Source organism: Bradyrhizobium ottawaense (assembly GCF_900099825.1).
Lineage (GTDB): Bacteria > Pseudomonadota > Alphaproteobacteria > Rhizobiales > Xanthobacteraceae > Bradyrhizobium > Bradyrhizobium ottawaense_A.
The window spans coordinates 5,602,889-5,622,160 of record NZ_LT629693.1; the positions used below are offsets into that span (position 1 = coordinate 5,602,889).

Below are 19,272 nucleotides of genomic sequence, written 5' to 3' on the forward strand. Positions count from 1 at the left end.
AGTGCCTGGGGTACTGACGTGAAAGTTCTGCTCACGCATACGCCGCAGGCGCGAGCGCAATATTACGGCGAGCGCAGCCTGGCCGGGCTGCAAGCTGTCGCTGACGTTAAGCTGCATCAGTCCGACGCGGCGCTGGATGCGATCGGCCTGATCGCGGCGGCACGCGATGTCGATATTGTCGTTGCCGACCGACTCACCGCCGGACCCAGCGAGATTTTCCCGAGACTGCCCAATCTGCGCGCCTTTGTCCGTTGCGCGGTCGATATCCGCAATATCGATGTCGGCGCTGCCTCAGCGGCCGGCGTGCTGGTGACGCAGGCCGGGCCCGGCTTCGTCCAGTCGGTCGCGGAACTGGCAATCGGCTTCATGGTCGATCTGTCGCGCGGCGTTTCGCGCGCCAGCGCCGACTATCATGCCGGGCACAAGCCCGCGATCGTGATGGGCCGGCAGCTGGCCGGCAGCCGCCTTGGCATCATCGGTTACGGCAGCATCGGTCGCTATCTCGCAGGGATCGCCAAAGTGCTGGGCATGGAGATTCTGGTCGCCGATCCCTTTGCGACCATCGACGATGCCGCCATCCGGCATCTACCGCTCGACGATCTCCTTGGTGAGGCCGACTTCGTCGTCTGTCTCGCGATCGCCAATGAAAAGACTGAGAACCTGATCGGGCAGTCGGCTTTGGCGCGGATGCGCCCTGACGCCTTCTTCATCAACCTGTCGCGCGGCAATCTCGTCGACGAGGCGGCGTTGTCGACGGCGTTGCGCGAGAGGCGCATTGCCGGTGCGGCGATGGATGTCGGCCGCGCACTGGACCAGATGCCGACGCCGGAACTGGCAAAGCTGCCGAACGTGATCGCGACGCCGCATATCGGCGGCCTGACGCCGCCGGCGATCGAAAGCCAGTCGCTGGAAACGGTACGCCAGGTCGAGAAGATCATCGCCGGTGAGATTCCGGTCGGTGCGGTCAATGCCGCGAACTGGACGCGGCGGCCTTGAAACTTCGAGGCGCGGATGTCAGCGTGATGTTGATCGGATGACCCGCTACACTGGGTCAGCAATGGAATCCCCGCTGATGCGACTTCCCTTCTTCTACGGCTGGCTGATCGTCGCGGTAACGTTCGTCACCATGGCGATCGGCGTCAATGCGCGCACCGCGTTCTCGCTGTTCTTTCCGCCAATCATCGGCGAGTTCGGTTGGGAGCGCGGCGTTACGGCGGGAGCCTTCTCTTTTGGCTTTGTGGTTTCCGGCGCGGTCAGCCCGTTGATCGGTCGCATGATGGACCGCTTCGGCCCGCGTGGAGTGATGGAACTCGGCGTCGCGCTGATGGGCGGTGGCTTGCTGCTGGCCCCGCTGACGACGCAGCCCTGGCATCTGTATCTGACCATCGGCGTGATGGTCGGCGCCGGCAGCGTCTGCCTCGGCTATTCCGGCCAATCGCTGTTTCTGCCGAACTGGTTCATCCGCCGCCGCGGCCTCGCGATGGGGCTGGCGTTCGCCGGCGTCGGCCTCGGCTCGGTGACCCTGTTGCCGTGGGTGCAGCACATGATCGAGCAGACCGGCTGGCGCACCGCCTGCACCGCGATGGGCATCCTGGTGCTCGTAGCACTCGCGCCGATCAATCTGGTGCTGCGCAAGAAGCCCGAGGATATCGGGCTGTTGCCGGACGGGGACGCCGCGCCGACTGCGACGTCCGCAAAGCCCGTCTCCAACATCGTCGATCCGGTCTGGGCCGGCACCGATTGGACGCTGGCGCGCGCGTTGCGCACCGCGCGCTTCTGGTGGATCGCGCTTGGTTATTTCTGCGGCCTGTACATCTGGTACGCGGTGCAGGTGCACCAGACCAAATTCCTGCTCGACATCGGCTTCAGCCCGAACGTCGCGGTCTGGGCGCTCGGCGTGGTCAGCCTGCTCGGCATTCCCGGCCAGATCTGGCTCGGGCATCTGTCTGATCGAATCGGGCGGGAATGGATCTGGGCCATCAGTTGCTTCGGCTTTGCCGTCTGCTTCGCGGCGCTGATCGGGCTGAAATATGCGCCGGTGCTGCCGCTGGTCTATCTGATGATTTTCACGCAAGGCGCGCTCGGCTATGGGCTGACCTCGATCATGGGCGCGGTAGTGCTCGAAATCTTCCAGGGCAGGCAATATGGCAGCATCTTCGGCACCATCATGCTGGCCGCGTTGGCGGGAGGCGCCGCGGGCCCCTGGGCAACCGGCGCGTTGTACGATCTTGCCGGCAGCTACACGCTGGCCTTTGCGATCGGCATTGCCGTCAGCCTGTTGTCCGCGATTGCGATCTGGCAGGCATCGCCGCGCAAGGTGAGGGCGGTCGCCGGCCAGATGTATAAGGTGCGAGATGTCTGATTTTTTCGTTTGTGTTACCCGGGGACATTGCTGACCAAGACTCCGACGACTTGAATAACCAGCAGGTCGCGGGCCAGGTTAGACCTTTCCCCGGACGGCCCCGAGCCTTCGCAGAAGCGCGGCCCCGTTCCGCGTTTGGCATGAACGGACCGGCCGGGCCGGTCCCGCGATGCGGCAAGCAGGCTTGCCTCAATGTCTTCGATTGGCTGTCTTGCACCCATCGAGAGGTCGACATGAAGTCGGCGCGGGGACCTCTCAGGGCTTCACGAACCGATAGGCGAAGCGATCGGTCTCGCCCTTGATCGAGGGATCGAACACCTTGATCGAGTGCGGATCGTCCTTGTTCGCGAGCACGGTGCTTTCCGCGTCCAGTACGAAGCCGGCCGCCTCCACCTCCTCACGAACGGATGCAGGCTCAATCCGATGCAGCGACTGGGCGTCGCTCGTGCCCGCTCCGACGGCGGCGGCGTGGTCCACGATGACGTAGGACCCACCGGGCTTCAGCCGCTCGTATACAGCTCGATTGAAGTGAGCCGCCGTCGCGCCCTTGGCCTGGATCAGCGCGGTGTGGAGATCGTGGTAGAACAGATGCAGCCACAGGACATCCGCTGGTTGCGTGAGCCCCGGCATTGCCAAGAGGTCCGCCGAGACGACTTCGACGTTCTCTCGGCCCGGCTCCTTCGCAAGCGTCCGCATGCGGCCGACCGGATCGTTCTTGAAGTGGGCGACTTCGGCCGGCACGAAGCTGTAAACCCGTCCTTCGGGTCCCACGATGTAGGAGAAGAGGCGGGTCCAGTCACCGTCGCCCGGGTAAATGTCGATGACGGTTGCGCCCGCGCCTACGCGTGCGAACCGGATCAGCTCGGATAGCTTGGATTGGTCGTACATCGGATTCTCCTTTGCGGTTGAGCACTCGACGAGCGCGCAGCGTGCGAGGCGGCGATCCACGGCTCATTCACCTTCGACGCCGAACCGATGGCCGCAGTCGGCCAGCGCTTTCACCGTTTGCTCCGAAGCCTGGATTTAGGCCCAGCGGCCGGCCTCCTCAAAATCAAGGCGAGGATTGCGCGGGAACACGGAACCTGCATCGCCGTGCCCAATGCTGCAGATGAAGTTCGACCGAACCCGCGTGCCTGAGAAGAACGCCTTATCCACGCCAGCGTTGTCGAAGCCGGACATGGGCCCGCAGTCCAGTCCCAACGCCCGCGCAGCGACGATGAGGTAAGCGCCCTGTAGCGTTCCGTTTCGCATTGCCGTCACCTCGGCCACGCCTGGTGCCGCGAAGTATTTCTTCATGACCTCGGCAGCGTGAGGCAAAAGCTTTGGCAGCTCGCCGGCGAAATCCAAATCGTGGCCGATAATGACCGTGACAGGAGCCTTCAGAATCTTCGGCTTATTCGGTTCCGCAGCAAGCCCGGCGAGCGTTGCCTTTCCATCGGGGCTACGCACCCAGACAAACCGCGCGGGGCTGCTGTTCGCCGATGTCGGGCCCCATTTCAGGAGGTCATAGATTTCGCGTACCAGATCGTCCCCTACAGGACGATCTGCCCATCCGTTGGGGGTGCGAGCGGAGCGAAGGATCTGATCAAGCCACTGATCGTTTAAAGCGGAAGTCATAGGTGGGAGCCTTTTCAGGAAATGGATGATGGTCGGCACAACATCGTGTCATGCCATCACGACGCACACGTCGAACTTGACTAGGTCCTTGCGTCGATCTGCGAGGCCCGCGCCAGTGCTTGCGTGTCGATGTACTCCTGGATGTGGGCGACTTTGCCGTCTCGAATGGTAATGTCGAAGACCCACTCGTCCTTGAACGGCCTATTCGTGGCTTTGATTTTTCCTGTAGCGACGCCGACGACCATAACCCGGTCTCCCTGCGCCACGAATTCGGGGGGCTTCGGGTATTGCGTTTCCACCTCTTCGGACGCCTTCTTGAGCACAGCCGCCAACTCCGCGTGCCCGCGGTGCGTGCCTGCCAGCGGCCAGCCTTCGCCCGGAATGATCCACTCGATATCTTCGGCAGCCAACGCCAGCAGATCGCGCGCGTTGCTGCTGCCCATGGCTGCAAAGAAATTCTTCACAAGCTTGACATTCTCTTCAGTGCTCATCGTATCTCTCCGTTTTCGCTCGGCGCGAATTCAGATGGCCGAGAAGCCGCCGTCGACGGACAACTCCACCCCGTTCACGAAGCTCGAATCGTCTGAAGCAAGAAACAGCGCGGCTGCCGCAATTTCCTCGGGACGACCCATCTTTCCCCGCGGGATCAGGGATTCGAACATCCGCTTCGCTTCCTCGGTGAGAACCTGGTCCTGCATCGGTGTGGCGATCGGACCTGGGTGCAGCACGTTCACCCGGATATTCCTGCCCTTGAGTTCGTTGAGCCACCCGCGTGCGAATGCGTGCAGCGCTGCCTTGCTCGCCGCATACACGCTGTAACCAGGAAAACCTTTGATCGAAGCAACTGACCCAGTCATGAAGATCGATCCGCCATCGTTGAACAGCGGCAGCGCCTTCTGGACCGTAAACAGCGTGCCGCGCGTATTCAGGCCGAAGGTCGTATCGAAATGCTGCTCGGTAATCTCGCCCAGTGGGACGGCTTCGCCCGTGCCGGCGCTCGCGTACAGGATGTCGATCCTGCCCTTTTCCCGCTTGACCGTGTCGAACAGACGGTCGAGGTCGTCGAGATTGGCCGCGTCGCCGCGCACGCCGGTCACGTTTCGGCCGATCAGCTTGACGGCCTCGTCCAGTGCCTCCTGTCTCCGGCCCGTGATGAAAACATGGGCGCCTTCTTCGACGAATCGCTGGGCGCTCGCCAGCGCCATGCCGCTCGATCCACCCGTGATGACTGCAACCTTACCTTCAAGCTTTCCCATGACTTCTTCCTTCCAGGCTTCCGCCTATGGTCGTTCGGGGACGCCCCCGAGAACCTCGACATAGGTCCGCCGGGGTCAGGCGTTGAGTGCGGAAACGCGCACATCGGTGGTGCGAAATCGATCCGGCCGGACGACCGACACCAGCCGCGACGATCGGTGTCCGCCGTTCGGAATTGCGCCGTGCTTGCCTGGCATAGGCCATGATTTCAGCCCGTACCGCTGTTCAATGTGTTAGATACGGGCTTTGGAAGGCGCACTGCGCGGTGCGGGATTGCACCATGATCGATTGGGATGACGTTCGCTACTTTCTTGCCGTCGCGCGCGGAGGCTCGGTGCGGGCGGCCGCCGAGCGCCTCGGTGTGAACCACGCGACCGTGCTGCGGCGCATCGCCCAGCTCGAGGAACGCCTCGGGGTCCACATGTTCGAAAAGCTTCCTTCGGGCTACCGCCTGACGGCTGCGGGCGAGGAGGTCCTCGAGTTCGCGGACCAGATGGAAGCGTCGTCGCACCTGCTGGAGACGCGCGTCTTCGGGCGCGACCAGAGCGTGCGCGGGCTTCTGCGGGTGACGCTGGCGCCGCCCCTCGCGACACACCTGCTCATGCCGGATTTCGCCGATTTCGCGCGTCTGCATCCGGACATCGAGATGGACATCTTGTCGTTCGGCGAGCTGGCAAATCTGACCAACCGAGAGGCCGACGTCGCGATCCGCGTCGTCTACGACCGCAAAACCCTGCCGCTCAATCTTCACGGCATGAAGGGACCGGAACTGTTCGGCGGCGTCTACATGTCTCGCGATCGACTGGCCGCGTGGCGTGCGGGCGCGCCTGATCCCATCCGGTGGATCGTCATAAGTATTCATGGAATTCCGGGTTGGGCCAGCGAGGGTGAGGTTCGCACCACAGGGGTTCCATTCAGGGTCACGGACGCCGAGGCGCAGATCGTTGCTGTACGGCAAGGGCTCGGGATCACGACACTGCCGTGCTTCGTCGGAGATGCCGACTCCCTGCTAGTGAGGGTGCCGGGCACCGGCCTGCACATGTACGGAACGCTCTGGCTTCTGACACAGGGAGAGACGCGCAAGACGAAGCGCGTGCGGCTCTTCACGGAGTTCGTATCCCGCAGGCTCGCTGCGTACGCTCCGCTTTTCGCGGGGCAGTCTGTATCGCGTGACTGATCTGCAGCAGTTCGCCATCGACGGCAAGTGCCTGCGAGCGCACATCCCGCAGCGAGCACACGCCCGAACTCACACTTTGTGAACGAAGATTTTCGAACACTTCGTTACGACGATGGTATCCCGATCGCTCGCTGCAGGTCGGCGATGGCGCGCAAAAAACTGTCGGCCGGCGTCTCCGGATCGATCAGCCGGTGCAAACGGAAACCGTCTTCCAGCGCCAGCACGACCGCGCCGACCCAGGCCGGATTCAGAATTCCGTTCTTGCCGCTGTTCTTCGCCGTGGTCTCGACGATGTCCGCGATCAGTTTTCGCCGGGCACGTAGCCGCTTGGCGAGTTCGGGCCGGCGCTTTTCGGCGCGCGCCACGAACAGGATCATCTCCATATGCAGCAGGGGCGAGCGGCCGAGCGGATCCTGCTTGCTGCGGTCCATGTTCCGGAGTGCGTTGATGAAATCCGGAAGGGTTTTATGCTCAGCCAGCAGCTCGTGCATGCGTCGTATAGATTGTTCGACGTGCTCCTCCATCATCGCGATGACCAGCTCGTCCTTGCTCTTGAAGTTCGAGTAGAACGCCCCGCGCGTAAAACCTGCCGCGGCCGCGATATCCTCGATGCTGGCGCCGCCGATGCCCTGTTCCTCGCAGACGCGGGCAGCCGCCTCGAACAGCTTTTCGCGGGTATCATCCCGTGTGGGTCGGGTTCGGACTCTTGACATCCTGGCAATTTAGGGCAGAATGCAACTCGATACAAGAGTGTATCGAGTTGCATTTTTCCGAATGACGTCGCCGTATACCGGCAAGATACACCGCGGTAACTCATTGAGGTCACCATGAACGAGCATGTTCAGACTGGGAATGGCGCGCCGCTGTTCAATCCGCTGTCGCCCGAGTTCATCAAGAACCCCTATCCGCATTACGAACGGATGCGCACCACCGATCCGATGCATGTGACGCCGCTCGGCGTGTTCGTCGCCAGCCGCCATGCCGAGGCCAGCCTGGTGCTGCGCGACAAGCGTTTCGGCAAGGATTATGTCGAGCGCACGATCCGGCGCTACGGTCCGAAGATCATGGAAGAGCCGGTGTTTCGCAGCATGAGCCACTGGATGCTGCAGCAGGATCCGCCGGATCACACCCGCCTGCGCGGGCTGGTGGTGAAGGCGTTCACGGCGCGCCGGGTCGAGGACATGCGCCCGCGCATCCAGCATATCGTCGATGAAACGCTCGATCGCATCATTCCGCAGGGCAAGATGGATCTGATCGAGGATTATGCGTTTCGCCTGCCGGTCACCATCATCTGCGACATGCTCGGCATTCCCGAAGAGCATCGCGAGGTGTTTTACACCGGCTCGCGCGATGGCGGACGCCTGCTCGACCCGGTGCCGCTGTCACCGGACGAAATCAAGCAGGGCAATGCCAGCAACGCGATGGCGGCGATGTACTTCCAGCAACTGTTCGAGTTGCGGCGCAAGACCCCCGGCGACGACCTGATCACGCAACTGTTGCAGGCCGAGGAAGACGGTAGCAAGCTTTCCAACGAAGAGCTGACCGCCAACATCATCCTGCTGTTCGGCGCCGGCCACGAGACCACGGTCAACCTGATCGGCAACGGTCTGCTGGCTCTGCATCGCAACCCCGATCAGCTCGAACTGCTCAAGGCCAGGCCTGAGCTCATCACCAACGCCATCGAGGAATTCCTGCGTTACGATTCCTCGGTGCAACTGACCGGCCGGGTCGCGCTGGAAGACATCGAGGATCTCGGCGGCAAGCGAATCCCCAAGGGCGAAAGCGTGCTGTGCCTGCTGGGCTCGGCCAACCACGATCCCGCGGTTTATCCCGACCACCCGGAGCGTCTCGATATTACCCGGCCCAATGTCAGGCCGCTGTCCTTTGGCGGCGGCATCCACTTCTGCCTCGGCGCCCAGTTGGCGCGGATCGAGGCCGAGATCGCGATTTCGACCCTGCTGCGCCGCCTGCCGGACCTGCGGCTCGATGACGCGATCAATCCGGAATGGCGTCCGACCTTCGTGCTGCGTGGCCTGAAGCGGCTGCCCGCGAGCTGGTAAATCCGGGGCTCCTCAGACAAAGACGAGAGCCTTGGTTTTGTATTTCAGAACCAGGGCCCTCGCGATGTTGCTGTGACTTCGCCATACTTGTCTCTATATACTGAGTTGCTCCGGCGCCGGTTCGGCTTCGCGCGGCCATGTGCCGGGGCGGTTCAAGGGGAGACACCGTGCAGACGACGCTGCTCGGCCTGGCATTCGCCTTCATCATTGCGCTCGTAGCCGCGCTGGTCGGGCCGTATTTCATCGACTGGAGCCAGTTCCGGCCGCAGTTCGAGGCCGAGGCGGCGCGAATCATCGGCGCCCAGGTTCGCGTCGGCGGCAAGCTCGACGCCCGGCTGCTGCCGGCGCCGTCGCTGCAGTTGCAATCGGTGGTGGTCGGTGGCGCCAACGATCTCGGCAAGGTTCGCGCTGACAAGCTCGACGTCGAATTCAGCCTCAGTTCACTGATGCGCGGCGAATGGCGCGCCACCGAATTGACCATCAACGGCATGTCGCTCGATCTCGGTCTTGATCCGAAGGGGCGGGTCGACTGGCCGGCCTCGACCGGGACGTTCAACCTCGGCTCGCTGGCGATCGATCGCCTGAATCTCACCGGCCGGATCGCGCTGCATGATGCGGCCAGCCGCAGCACGCTCGAACTGAACGACATCGCCTTCAGCGGCGACGTGCGCTCGCTCGCCGCCGGTGCGCTTCGCGGCGACGGCAACTTCATGCTTCAGGGCACGCGCTATCCGTTTCGCGTTTCCTCCGGGCAGGGCCCCGACGGCAACGGTACGCGCCTTCACCTCAATATCGATCCGGGCCAGCGTGCGTTCGCGGCCGATCTCGACGGCATCCTGAACTTCGACGCTCGGGCGCCGCGTTTCGACGGCGCGGTGACGCTGGCTACGCCAGCCGGCCAAAAGGGCAGGGGCGACGAACCGCCGTGGCGCATCATGGCGAAGGTCAAGACCGACTACTCGGCGGCCCGGCTTGAACAAATCGAGCTCACCCTTGGCGGCGACGAGCGCGCGTTGAAGCTCGCCGGCAATGGTGACATCCGCTTCGGCGCCTCGCCGCAGTTGCATGCTGCGCTGTCGGCGCGACAGCTCGATGCCGACAGGTTCGTCAGCAAGGACAATTCCGCCGAACCGGTTCGCGCCTGGCCGGCGCTGCGGGCGCTGATCTCGGCCATTCCGCCGGCGCCGATCCCGGCGCAGGTCGAACTCTCCACCGAGCAGGTGATGCTGGGCGGCCGCCCGCTACAGGACATCGCCGCCGAACTGCATGGCAACGCCAACACCTGGAGCGTCCACAAACTGGAGTTTCGCGCCCCCGGCACGACGCGGGTCTCGCTGAGCGAGGCGAGCGCCAAAGGCGCCGCGCCCGACCAGTTCAAGGCCGCGCTCACGATCGAATCCACCGATCCGGATGCACTGATGACCTGGCTGCAGGGCCGCGGCGATGCCGCCTATCGCAGCCAGAAGCCGCTGCGGCTGCGCAGCGACGTCACCATCGCGCCTGACGGATTCACCTTCGACGCCTTGAAGGCGGATATCGACGGCGGCGCCGTCGAAGGGCGGATTGCGGTGTCGCACCGGCAGGCCAACAGCGGTTCCAGAGTCGATGCGCAATTGAAGGCGGAACGGCTGGATATCGATGCGGCCACGGCGTTCGTCCGGTCGCTGGCGGGACCGCAGGGCGACTGGCCGGACGAGGGCGCACTCTCGCTCGATATCGGCAGCGCCATTTCGGCCGGTCAGGAATTGCGTCCGTTACTGGCAAAGCTTGGCTACGGGCCGAAAGCGTTTTCGCTGGACCAGTTGAAGATCGGCCGGCCCGACAGCGTGATGCTGGAAGGCGCCGGCAATTTCGACCGCGCCAACGCGACCGGAAAACTGAAAATCGATTCGAGCGCGGCGTCGCTCGGTCAGCTCACCAGCCTGATCGCGCCGTTTGCACCGGCGCTGGTCGCGCGGGTCAACGCGATGGGCTCCGCTCCGGGGCCGGCGCGGCTGAAGATCGCGCTCGATCTCGACAAGACCGCCGGGCAGGCCGATCGCGCCAATGCGCGCGCCGTCATCGATGTCGACGCGCCGCTGCTCAAGGGTGTCACCACCATCACCGCGAAGCCATCCGTCTCGGCGATCCACGGCATCGATCTCACAGCACTTGGGCGCAGCGAGCTCGGGATCGAGTCCAATCTGTCGTCGACGCAGGGCCGCGCCTTGCTGGCGCTGCTTGGCGTTAACAGCGTCATTGCGGCGGGCGAGGGGCCGGCGCAGTTCGAAGGCTCGGCAGCGGGCGCGTGGGGCGCGCCGTTGCGGCTGAAGGCCAGGATCTCGGGCACGGGACTGGATGCCGAAGCGGATGGTTCCGCGGAGCCGTGGGCGCAGGATGCCAAAGCCAGTCTCAATCTGAAAGTTCGCAGCGGCGATCTCGGACCGCTGCTCGATCTCAAGTCCACCGATACGCTGGCGCAGAATATCGGTCTGTCGGCGCGCGTCTCGCTTGCGGGCAACAAATTGACGTTCGACGATCTCGACAGCAGCATCGCCGGTTCGCGGTTGCGCGGACGCGTCGCGGTAGTACTTGGCGACGAGAAAAGCATCGAAGGCGAAATCGGTGTCGATCAACTGGCGCTGGCGCCGGCTTTCACGTTGGCGATCGGTGCGGCCGGACATGATGCGGCCGAACCGCTCGGCGCCGGACTGGTGAAGGGCTGGCGCGGCAGAATCGCGTTTCAGGCCTTGCGCGGTCTGCTGCCGGGCGGCAGCGAATTGCGGCCGGTGAGCGGCGTCGTCAAGAGCGACGGCCAGTCGCTGACGTTCGATGCCATCAAGGGCAGGATCGGCGGTGGCGAAGCCAGCGCCACGATCGACACCCGGCAAAGCGCCGACGGCATAGCCATGAATGCGAGCGTCCAGTTGAGCCGCGTCGACGGCACGGCCTTGCGCTATCGCAATCTCGCGATGCCGGCCGGCCACGCCTCGCTGCAGATGACGCTGGCCAGCCAAGGCCGCAGCGCTTCGGCGCTGTCGGGCGCGCTGACCGGCAGCGGAACGGTGACGCTGGAATCGGCGAAGATCGCCGGCCTCGATCCGCGCGCCTTCGACGTGGCGGTCCGCGCCAGCGACAGCGGGCAGGTGAAGGATGACGCCAGATTGAAGCAGATCGTCGAGCCGGCCCTGGCGGCGGGCACGCTGTCGATCGCGTCGGCGCAGGTCCCGTTCAACATCAGGGACGGCCGCATCAGGGTCGGCGCCACCACGCTCGATGCCAACGGGGTGAGGGCGATCGTCTCCGGCGGATACGATATCCCCGCCGATCAGGCTGATATTCGCGCAGCCCTTGCGCTAACGCTGACGGCCGGTCGCCCCGAGATTCAGTTATTTGCCGTCGGCACATCAGACACGCTCAGTCGAAGCGTCGATGTTGCCACGTTGTCTTCGTGGCTCTCGGTGCGGGCGATCGACCACGAAACCAAACGGCTCGATGCCATCGAGCGCGGCGAACCGCCGCCGCCGGCGCCGGCGCCGGTGTCGCTGCCGCCGCAAGAGGATACGCCACCGCCGGCACAGCAGACGCTCCCGCCAGGCGAGCCGCTGACCCAGGTGCCGCTGCCCGGCCGCGATCCGCGAAGGCTTCCGGCAAAACGCAAGGCCGCCGTGCCGCGTCCGCAGGCCGGGCCGCCCGTGGCTACGGCGCCTGCGCCGGCCACGAGCCAGCAGCAGGTGGCGCCGCTGCCGTCACCGATCGAGGTGAAACCGGCGCCGGGTCCCGCAAAGCCGAAACCGAAGCCGCCGTTGGTGCTGACGCCGCAGGTGGCAAATCCGCCGCCGCGTCCGGCATTTCAGAACAACAACTAAAGCGTGATGAGATCAGGTTGGGCCGCGGCACCGGCCCGTTTTCGCGTGCCATCCTACTTTGCATGGGGTTGTTTTCGAGATTTTGTGTCGAGCGTGATCTCCCGCTCAATGCCGATCGCCTGCAGAAAGGTCCGGTCGTGGCTCACCACGATCAGCGCGCCGTCAAATCCTTTCAACGCTTTTTCCAGTTCCTCGATCGAGCCCAGATCGAGATGATTGGTCGGCTCGTCCAGCAGCAGCAACAGCGGCGGCTCCGGCCGGGCGAACACGCAGGCCATGCCCGCGCGCAGCCGCTCGCCGCCACTGAGCGTGCCGGCGATTTGCAGCGCCGCGCGGTTACGGAAGGCAAACCGCGCCAGCGCGGCGTGCGCGTCATTGGCGGTCAGCTCCGGATTGAGCCGGCGCAGATTGTCGAGAATGCTCGTTGCGGAATCAAGCAGGCCGACATGCTGGTCGAGCACGGCGACGCGCGGGGTCCGGCGGTCGATGTCGCCGCTGGAAGGCGCGAGTTCTCCCGTCATCAGGCGGAACAGCGTCGTCTTGCCGGAGCCGTTGGCACCGCGGATCGCGATCCGCTCGGGGCCCCGCACCTCGAAAGACAGCGGTCCGAACAGGCGGCGCTCCGCAAACCTCATCGCCACTTCCTTGAAGGCGATCAGCGCGCGGCCGCGCGGCAGATGTGTCCGGGGAAGCTCGATCGAAAGGGGCGTCAGGATTTCGACCTGCGCACGGGCCGTCTCGAGCGCTTCGGTACGATCGCCGATCAGCCGGTCGGCCAGATGGCTTTCGCGGGCGCCGCTCTCTTCTGCCTGCTGCTTGCTGGCATCCAGCAGGATTTTGCTGTGGCTGCCCGAGGCGCGATAGGCGCGGCCGGCTCTGTCGCGGCGGGCCTTCTTCTCCCGCGCCTTCTGCAACGCGCGTTCGGTTTGGCGTAACGCATCCGATGCCCGGCCGAGGTCCGCTTCGGCGCGGGCGCGGGCCGCATCGCGCGCCTGCGCAAAACCGGACCACGCGCCGCCGAACACGTTGACACCGATGGGGGTCAACTCGACGATACGGTCGACGCGTTCCAGCAATGCGCGATCATGGCTCGCGACGAGGACGCCGCCCTGCCAGCGTTCGAGCAGTTGCGCCACGGCCTGCCTTCCATCGGTGTCGAGATTGTTGGTGGGCTCGTCGAGCAGCAGCAGATCCGGCGCCTCGATCAGCAGGCGCGCCAGCGCGATCCGGGTTCGCTCGCCGCCGCTCAGCGAGGCGACCCGGCGCTCGAGCGGCAGTGAGGCCAGTCCGGTTTCGATCAGCGCTGTCTGCAGCCGCTCTTCAAGTGTCCAGTCGGCCTCGGCGGCGTCGTCAAGCGAGCCTTCGCCGCGCTCGAGCCGGTGCAGGCGTGCGAGGTCGGCTTCGACGCCGAGCGCCTGAGCCACCGAGAGGCGGTCATCGGCCAGTTGTGCGAGCATACCGATCGAGCCGACGCGCTGAAGCGATCCGCTCGCAGGTTCGATCTCGCCGGCGATCAGGCGCAACAGCGTGGATTTGCCGCAGCCGTTGCGGCCGACCAGGCCTGTTCGCTCGCGCCCGAGCGCGAGCGTCAGGCCGTCGAACAGTTGATGTCCGTCAGGGGCGACGAGGGAAATGGAATCCAGAATGAGAAATGCCGACATGGAGAGCTTCCGAAATGGACAGGTTTCGCGGAGCGGTGAGCTTTGCGATGTCCATTTCTCTCTCCAGGGACTGTCGTGACGGATTCAGCCGGCATTGCCTCGGCAATAGCGGCTAGCGACCGTCATTAAATACGCGTTGGCGTAATTCGTCTAGGCCTGCGGCCGCGCGTCCGGTGCTACAGCAGCGGCGGTTGGTATCGCGCGCGTCCGGAAATAATCGAGCACGAAAAGCCGGATCGCCGACGACAGGTTGCCCTGCTGGCGATTGCCGTCGATCTCGCCGACCAGTTCGGACAGCGTCATGTTTCGCAAGCCCGAGATTTCCTTCATGCCATTCCAGAAAGCCTCTTCGAGGCTGACGCTGGTCTTGTGACCGGCGACGACGATCGAACGTTTGACAACGGGCGACTTCATGATGCGTCTCCGCCATCGAGATTGTTTTGGAGCTTGTGTTGTTCCAGCAGGTGGCCGGCGCGATCCTTTGTCTGCTGATCGAGTGCGCGTTCGGATTTGGTGCGACCAAAGCGCGCACGGTTGGCGTCGGCCTGTTTCGCCGACTGCTCCCGCTCATTGCGCTTCTTGAATCGCTTCAGGTTGACGATGTCCCCCATGCCAGCCTCCATCATTCAGCGGCTCGAAGGTGTGACGGTCGTAGGCAGAAGCGGCCGCGTAGCGCGCAAACAAATCCGATGGTCATCCAGAATCCCCGTGTCGAACTCTTTGATAGCATCAAAAAATGAATTTCGCTCTGCGAAAACAACATGATTGGTGCTCCTACCATGCGTCAGAGCGACGGCGATAGATGATCCACCTCATTCTTTAGGCGTTATGATCTATAATTATATCACTCACCCGTAGTTTCCCGGGGCCGGTGCGGCACTCAGCCCGGGTGTGTCATTTTGTCCGGCTGCACCAGCCGATCGAATTCGTCGGCAGCAACAAACCCTAGGCGCACAGCCTCTTCTTTCAATGTGGTGCCGCGCGCATGCGCGGACTTGGCGACCTTGGCCGCATTGTCGTACCCGATTTTTGGCGCGAGCGCGGTCACCAGCATCAGGGAACGCTGCATCAAGTCGCGGATGCGCTTTTCGTCGGCGCGTATGCCCACCACGCAATGCTCGGTGAAGGAGCGAACCACGTCCGACAGCAACTGAATGGAATTCATCATACAATATGCCAGCACCGGCTTGTACACGTTCAGCTCGAAATGTCCCTGGCTTCCGGCCACCGTGACGGCGGTCTGGTTGCCGAACACCTGGCAGCAGACCATCGTCATCGCTTCGCATTGGGTCGGATTGACCTTGCCCGGCATGATCGACGAGCCCGGTTCGTTTTCGGGCAGGATCAATTCGCCGAGACCGGAGCGCGGCCCCGATCCCAGGAAGCGAATATCGTTGGCGATCTTGAACAGGCCGGTCGCCACCGAATTGATCACGCCATGGACCAGCACATAGGCATCGTTGGAGGCCAGCGCCTCGAACTTGTTCGGCGCGCTGGTGAACGGCAGTTTTGTAATCTTGGCGACGTGCCGCGCAAACGACTTGGCGAATTTCGGCTTCGAGTTGAGGCCGGTGCCGACGGCGGTGCCGCCTTGCGCCAGCGGATAGAGATCCTTCACCGCGATCCGCAGCCGCGCGATGCCGCTCTCGACCTGCGCGGCATAGCCGGAAAATTCCTGGCCCAGCGTCAGCGGCGTCGCGTCCTGGGTATGAGTCCGGCCGATCTTCACGATCTTCGCGAAGGCTTTCTCCTTCTTGCGCAGCTCGCGATGCAGCTCGCTCAGCGCCGGGATCAGGTCGGCCACGATGCGTCCCGCTGCGGCGATATGCATCGCGGTCGGAAATGAATCGTTGGAGGACTGGCTCATATTGACGTGATCGTTGGGATGAACCGGCTTCTTGGTGCCGAGTTCGCCGCCGAGCATCTGGTTGGCGCGGTTGGCGATCACCTCGTTGAGGTTCATGTTGGTCTGGGTGCCGGAGCCGGTCTGCCAGACCACGAGCGGAAAATGGTCGTCGAGCTTGCCTTCGATCACCTCGCGCGCGGCGCGGGTGATGGCGCCGGTGCGGCGGGCGTCGAGCAGGCCGAGCTCACGGTTGGTTTGCGCGGCGGCGAGTTTGACGATGCCCAGCGCATGGACGATTCCGATCGGCATCCGGTCGTGGCCGATCTTGAAATTCTGCCGCGAACGTTCGGTCTGCGCGCCCCAATACCGATCGGCGGCAACATCGATCGGACCGAAACTGTCGGTCTCGCTGCGGGTGGAGCTATTTCGGGATGTTTCTGATCGAGCCATAAGCAATGTCCGTAGCGATGTCTGTTGCGCCGCGAATTGGCGCAACGTCCACTCTACAGGGTGGCTTCTCGCCCGCGGACTATTTCTTTCGGAATCGATCCAGCCGCACCACTTCGGCGCCTTCGCTCGGCTTCGCCGGTTCGTCCTTGTTCTCCGCGGCAGGCGAGGGGGCGGCATCGGGCAAGGCGGACGGCGCGGCAACGGCGGGAAGCTTGGCCCCCGGCGCGTCTACGGCCGCGTCGGCATCGGACGGCTCGAATTGCAATCCGAACTGCACCGAAGGATCGAGGAAGCTCTTGATCGCGGCGAACGGGACCACCAGCCGCTCCGGGATGCCGCCGAACGACAGTCCGACCTCGAACCGATCCTCGGTCACGACTAGGTCCCAGAACTGATGCTGCAGGATGATGGTCATCTCTTCCGGATATTGTGCGAGCAGCCGCGGCGACAGCTTCACGCCATCGGCGGTGGACACGAAGGTGATGAAGAAGTGATGCTCTCCCGGCAGGCCGTGTTCGGCGGCATCGGTCAGCACGCGGCGCAGCACCCCGCGCAGCGCGTCGCGCGCCAGCACGTCATAACGGATGTGATCGGTCGCCATGGAAGTCCTGTCACTTTGAAATGGCCGCGATGCCGGTTGCCCGACTCGCCTTTTGACCCATGCTACCCCGGCCTGCGTCGCAGGTCAGCAGCCGTCATGGAACGAATTTGCGGTAGAAACGCCCCATCGGGGGCAAATTGCGGGAAAAATGAAGGTGGAGGCTTCTGTTGCCAGGTGCCTCCGAACCCCGCCTAGCGGAGCTTAACCCACCAGGACTTTAGACTTGGTCTTTCAAACTGCGTTACGCAGCCTGAGCAACCGGAGCATAGTTGTCGTTTGCAACTATTGCGTAGCCCGATAACGGCGGAACCATACCGGGAAAAAACACGCCCTTTACGCCCTCGTCGATCCTGGTTCGCCCCCGCCGAAACCCGCTGGCATGATCCGGAAAAGTGGATACCGGTTTTCCGAATAAGATCATGCCCAACTGACGGGCTTGGGTGGAGGCGCCGGGTACTGCCCCCGGGTCCGAATGGTTTATTGCGACGGCAATTTATTTCCATAGCCGGCGAACCGGCACCCCCAATATAGGGCGCAAATATCGAGAAAAAAAGTGCCCGGCCGGACGTCAAGCCGTCCTCCGAGCCGGACAGTCATGTTCCAAGCGAGGAAGTTTCGCTGAATTTGGGTTGGCCTCGGACGAGCCGGCGTTCTAGTTTTGCGCCATGCCTCAGGATTCCCCGCCGGCCGCCGTCCCGGCGCCGGACGTTCCAGCTTCCATCCCGCCAAATCAGCCCGGCCTGCTCGAGCTGTTCGTGGCGTTCGCCAAAATGTCGCTGGCCGGCTTCGGCGGCGTGCTGGTCTGGGCCCGGCGCGGCATCGTCGACCAGCACCGCTGGATGACGGCGGAGGAATTCAACGAGACCTTTGCGCTGTGCCATTTCCTGCCAGGCCCGAACATCGTCAATCTGTCGGTCGTATTCGGATCGCGGTTTCGCGGCGTTGCCGGTGGCTTCGCGGCGTTTGCCGGACTGGTCGGCCCACCGATGCTGATCGCGACCGCTCTTGCCGCCGTTTACGCCCGCTACGGCGAGATCGACGCGCTGCGGCGTATTCTGGCGGGCGTCGCCTGCGCGGCGGTCGGACTTTTGCTGGCGGTCGTGTTCAAGATGATGATGCCGCTGATCAAGAAGCGTGACGCGGTGGGGATCGTGATCCTGATCGCGGTGTTCATCGCGATCGGATTGTTTCGGCTGCCGCTGCAGGAGGTGCTGCTGGTGGGCATTCCGCTGAGCCTCGCCATCACTTATTTCATGCGCCGCCGGGTGAACGGATGAATTCAGACGCCAACCCGATCTGGACGCTCGTTTGGACTTTCGCATTGATGTCGCTGTTTGCGGTTGGTGGTGCGAATTCGGCTGTTCCCGAAATGCACCGGGTCGCGGTCGACGTGCACCACTGGATGACCGACAGGCAGTTTGCCGATATCTTCGCGATATCCCAGCTCTCGCCGGGGCCGAATGTCCTGATCGTGACGCTGATCGGCTATTCGGTTGCGGGTGTGGCCGGCGCGCTGACCGCGACGGTTGCGATGTGCGGCCCGACCGCCGTCCTTGCCTATTATGTAAGCCGGCTTCTCGCGCGGTCGAGCCATTCACCCTGGCCTGCAATCATTCAGGCGGCGCTGGTTCCACTTTCGATCGGGCTGATGGGCGCCAGCGGCCTGATTTTGGCGCTGACGTCGGACCGGAGCTGGGTGGCCGGCCTGATCACGGTGGCGGCGGCGGTATTGGCGTTTGCTACCCGGCTAAATCCGCTCTGGATGTTGGTGGCCGGGGGGGCTTTGGGTTTTGCTGGCGTTATCTGAGGAAAATCGCTAGGCAAGACCGGGGTCTGCACTAAACACTATCCAAACAATATGGGCGGGAAAGCCCTGTCCGGGGAGAGAGATCGATGAGTGATACGCCGAGCCATGTGCCGGTCAAATTCAAGATGCCGAAATGGGTTCGTGGTCCGCAGGATTTTGTCGGCGGAATTGCGCTCATGGCTATCGCCGCATTTGCCCTGTGGGCATCGAGCGATTTGCAGGGCATGCACGGGTTTTCGTTCGGCGCCGGGACCGCTCCCCGGATGTTCGCTGTTCTTTTGCTGGGACTGGGCGCCGCCGTTACCCTGATGGGGCTTCTGACTGACGGCGAACACATCACGGTCTATGCGTGGCGGGGTCCGCTGTTCGTGTCGTTGGCCATCGTTTCCTTCGCAGTCACGATTCGTCCCCTCGGTCTCATCATCTCGGCGTTTGCCAGCTTCATCATTTCCGCGCTGGGAACGCCGGAGACCAAGTGGAAGGAAACCATCATCGTCGGCATTTGCCTGACGATCGGTTGTAGCCTGCTTTTCCCCTATGCGCTTGGGTTGCCGCTGCAGCTCCTCCCGCGTTTCCTGGTTCAGTGAGG

The 19,272-nt window shown here is 63.6% G+C and carries 18 protein-coding genes and 1 other RNA gene; 8 read left to right on the forward strand and 11 right to left on the reverse strand.

The genetic code is table 11. The annotated features are described in order from the left end of the window. The first annotated feature begins 18 nt into the window (after positions 1-18). The gene (locus BLR13_RS26125; protein ID WP_074817948.1) at positions 19-996 is read left to right on the forward strand and encodes a hydroxyacid dehydrogenase; all 978 of its coding nucleotides are present in this window, start codon (positions 19-21) and stop codon (positions 994-996) included. 76 nt (positions 997-1,072) lie between these two features. Then, the gene (locus BLR13_RS26130) at positions 1,073-2,362 is read left to right on the forward strand and encodes an MFS transporter (protein WP_091976754.1); all 1,290 of its coding nucleotides are present in this window, start codon (positions 1,073-1,075) and stop codon (positions 2,360-2,362) included. A 255-nt stretch (positions 2,363-2,617) separates the two neighbouring features. On the opposite strand, the gene BLR13_RS26135 is transcribed toward BLR13_RS26130, so the two are convergent. The 4 genes from BLR13_RS26135 to BLR13_RS26150 form a co-directional block, all read right to left on the reverse strand. After that, positions 2,618-3,250, reverse strand: a complete 633-nt coding sequence (locus BLR13_RS26135; protein ID WP_074817945.1) for a class I SAM-dependent methyltransferase — start codon at positions 3,248-3,250, stop codon at positions 2,618-2,620. A 135-nt stretch (positions 3,251-3,385) separates the two neighbouring features. Further along, complete coding sequence (locus BLR13_RS26140; protein ID WP_074817944.1) at positions 3,386-3,979, reverse strand: malonic semialdehyde reductase; 594 nt, start codon at positions 3,977-3,979, stop codon at positions 3,386-3,388. A gap of 80 nt (positions 3,980-4,059) precedes the next feature. Continuing rightward, positions 4,060-4,470 (reverse strand): nuclear transport factor 2 family protein, encoded by a 411-nt coding sequence (locus tag BLR13_RS26145; protein ID WP_074817942.1) that lies wholly within the window; start codon positions 4,468-4,470, stop codon positions 4,060-4,062. A gap of 30 nt (positions 4,471-4,500) precedes the next feature. Continuing rightward, positions 4,501-5,235 carry an SDR family NAD(P)-dependent oxidoreductase gene (locus BLR13_RS26150; protein ID WP_074817939.1) on the reverse strand — a complete coding sequence of 245 codons (735 nt, stop codon included), beginning with the start codon at positions 5,233-5,235 and terminating at the stop codon, positions 4,501-4,503. Positions 5,236-5,513: 278 nt separating this feature from the next. Between BLR13_RS26150 and BLR13_RS26155 the strand changes: the two genes are divergently transcribed. After that, complete coding sequence (locus BLR13_RS26155; protein ID WP_074817937.1) at positions 5,514-6,410, forward strand: LysR family transcriptional regulator; 897 nt, start codon at positions 5,514-5,516, stop codon at positions 6,408-6,410. A 104-nt stretch (positions 6,411-6,514) separates the two neighbouring features. Here the strand turns inward: BLR13_RS26155 and BLR13_RS26160 are convergent, their stop codons facing one another. Further along, on the reverse strand, positions 6,515-7,123 hold the full coding sequence (locus BLR13_RS26160) for a TetR/AcrR family transcriptional regulator (RefSeq protein WP_074817935.1): 609 nt from the start codon (positions 7,121-7,123) through the stop codon (positions 6,515-6,517). 114 nt (positions 7,124-7,237) lie between these two features. Between BLR13_RS26160 and BLR13_RS26165 the strand changes: the two genes are divergently transcribed. Further along, positions 7,238-8,470: a cytochrome P450 gene (locus BLR13_RS26165; protein WP_074817933.1), complete on the forward strand. Its 1,233-nt coding sequence runs from the start codon at positions 7,238-7,240 to the stop codon at positions 8,468-8,470. Positions 8,471-8,637: 167 nt separating this feature from the next. Next, positions 8,638-12,318, forward strand: coding sequence for an AsmA family protein (locus tag BLR13_RS26170; RefSeq protein ID WP_074817931.1), 3,681 nt, complete (start codon positions 8,638-8,640; stop codon positions 12,316-12,318). Positions 12,319-12,371: 53 nt separating this feature from the next. On the opposite strand, the gene BLR13_RS26175 is transcribed toward BLR13_RS26170, so the two are convergent. From BLR13_RS26175 to ssrA, 6 genes are all read right to left on the reverse strand, one after another. Further along, positions 12,372-13,979, reverse strand: coding sequence for an ABC-F family ATP-binding cassette domain-containing protein (locus BLR13_RS26175; RefSeq protein WP_074817928.1), 1,608 nt, complete (start codon positions 13,977-13,979; stop codon positions 12,372-12,374). Positions 13,980-14,129: 150 nt separating this feature from the next. Then, positions 14,130-14,393: a ribbon-helix-helix domain-containing protein gene (locus tag BLR13_RS26180; protein ID WP_074817926.1), complete on the reverse strand. Its 264-nt coding sequence runs from the start codon at positions 14,391-14,393 to the stop codon at positions 14,130-14,132. Next, a complete protein-coding gene (locus BLR13_RS26185) occupies positions 14,390-14,590 on the reverse strand; it encodes a DUF4169 family protein (protein WP_074817924.1) in 201 nt (66 codons plus the stop codon). Before BLR13_RS26185 ends, BLR13_RS26180 begins: the two co-directional genes overlap by 4 nt. Before the next feature lie 269 nt (positions 14,591-14,859). Beyond that, positions 14,860-16,275, reverse strand: a complete 1,416-nt coding sequence (gene fumC, locus BLR13_RS26190) for a class II fumarate hydratase (RefSeq protein WP_074817922.1) — start codon at positions 16,273-16,275, stop codon at positions 14,860-14,862. A gap of 79 nt (positions 16,276-16,354) precedes the next feature. Then, entirely contained in the window at positions 16,355-16,876 is a 522-nt protein-coding gene (locus tag BLR13_RS26195; protein ID WP_074817920.1) for an SspB family protein, read from the reverse strand. A 153-nt stretch (positions 16,877-17,029) separates the two neighbouring features. Continuing rightward, positions 17,030-17,433: a transfer-messenger RNA gene (gene ssrA / locus BLR13_RS26200) on the reverse strand. A gap of 108 nt (positions 17,434-17,541) precedes the next feature. On the opposite strand from ssrA, the gene BLR13_RS26205 reads away from it, so the two are divergent. The 3 genes from BLR13_RS26205 to BLR13_RS26215 all read left to right on the forward strand — a co-directional run bounded on the left by BLR13_RS26205 (position 17,542) and on the right by BLR13_RS26215 (position 19,270). Further along, positions 17,542-18,153 (forward strand): chromate transporter, encoded by a 612-nt coding sequence (locus BLR13_RS26205; protein ID WP_074817918.1) that lies wholly within the window; start codon positions 17,542-17,544, stop codon positions 18,151-18,153. Further along, a complete protein-coding gene (locus BLR13_RS26210; protein WP_074817916.1) occupies positions 18,150-18,683 on the forward strand; it encodes a chromate transporter in 534 nt (177 codons plus the stop codon). The genes BLR13_RS26205 and BLR13_RS26210 overlap by 4 nt, the downstream gene beginning before the upstream one ends. 86 nt (positions 18,684-18,769) lie before the next feature. Beyond that, a complete protein-coding gene (locus BLR13_RS26215; protein WP_074817913.1) occupies positions 18,770-19,270 on the forward strand; it encodes a tripartite tricarboxylate transporter TctB family protein in 501 nt (166 codons plus the stop codon). Positions 19,271-19,272 lie beyond the last annotated feature (2 nt).

Coding starts and splice junctions, on each gene's coding strand:
- BLR13_RS26130 (WP_091976754.1), top strand. CDS start 1,073: ATGCGACTTCCCTTCTTCTACGGCTGGCTGATCGTCGCGGTAACGTTC.
- BLR13_RS26135 (WP_074817945.1), bottom strand. CDS start 3,250: ATGTACGACCAATCCAAGCTATCCGAGCTGATCCGGTTCGCACGCGTA.
- BLR13_RS26140 (WP_074817944.1), bottom strand. CDS start 3,979: ATGACTTCCGCTTTAAACGATCAGTGGCTTGATCAGATCCTTCGCTCC.
- BLR13_RS26145 (WP_074817942.1), bottom strand. CDS start 4,470: ATGAGCACTGAAGAGAATGTCAAGCTTGTGAAGAATTTCTTTGCAGCC.
- BLR13_RS26150 (WP_074817939.1), bottom strand. CDS start 5,235: ATGGGAAAGCTTGAAGGTAAGGTTGCAGTCATCACGGGTGGATCGAGC.
- BLR13_RS26155 (WP_074817937.1), top strand. CDS start 5,514: ATGATCGATTGGGATGACGTTCGCTACTTTCTTGCCGTCGCGCGCGGA.
- BLR13_RS26160 (WP_074817935.1), bottom strand. CDS start 7,123: ATGTCAAGAGTCCGAACCCGACCCACACGGGATGATACCCGCGAAAAG.
- BLR13_RS26165 (WP_074817933.1), top strand. CDS start 7,238: ATGAACGAGCATGTTCAGACTGGGAATGGCGCGCCGCTGTTCAATCCG.
- BLR13_RS26175 (WP_074817928.1), bottom strand. CDS start 13,979: ATGTCGGCATTTCTCATTCTGGATTCCATTTCCCTCGTCGCCCCTGAC.
- BLR13_RS26180 (WP_074817926.1), bottom strand. CDS start 14,393: ATGAAGTCGCCCGTTGTCAAACGTTCGATCGTCGTCGCCGGTCACAAG.
- BLR13_RS26185 (WP_074817924.1), bottom strand. CDS start 14,590: ATGGGGGACATCGTCAACCTGAAGCGATTCAAGAAGCGCAATGAGCGG.
- fumC (WP_074817922.1), bottom strand. CDS start 16,275: ATGGCTCGATCAGAAACATCCCGAAATAGCTCCACCCGCAGCGAGACC.
- BLR13_RS26195 (WP_074817920.1), bottom strand. CDS start 16,876: ATGGCGACCGATCACATCCGTTATGACGTGCTGGCGCGCGACGCGCTG.
- BLR13_RS26205 (WP_074817918.1), top strand. CDS start 17,542: ATGCCTCAGGATTCCCCGCCGGCCGCCGTCCCGGCGCCGGACGTTCCA.
- BLR13_RS26210 (WP_074817916.1), top strand. CDS start 18,150: ATGAATTCAGACGCCAACCCGATCTGGACGCTCGTTTGGACTTTCGCA.
- BLR13_RS26215 (WP_074817913.1), top strand. CDS start 18,770: ATGAGTGATACGCCGAGCCATGTGCCGGTCAAATTCAAGATGCCGAAA.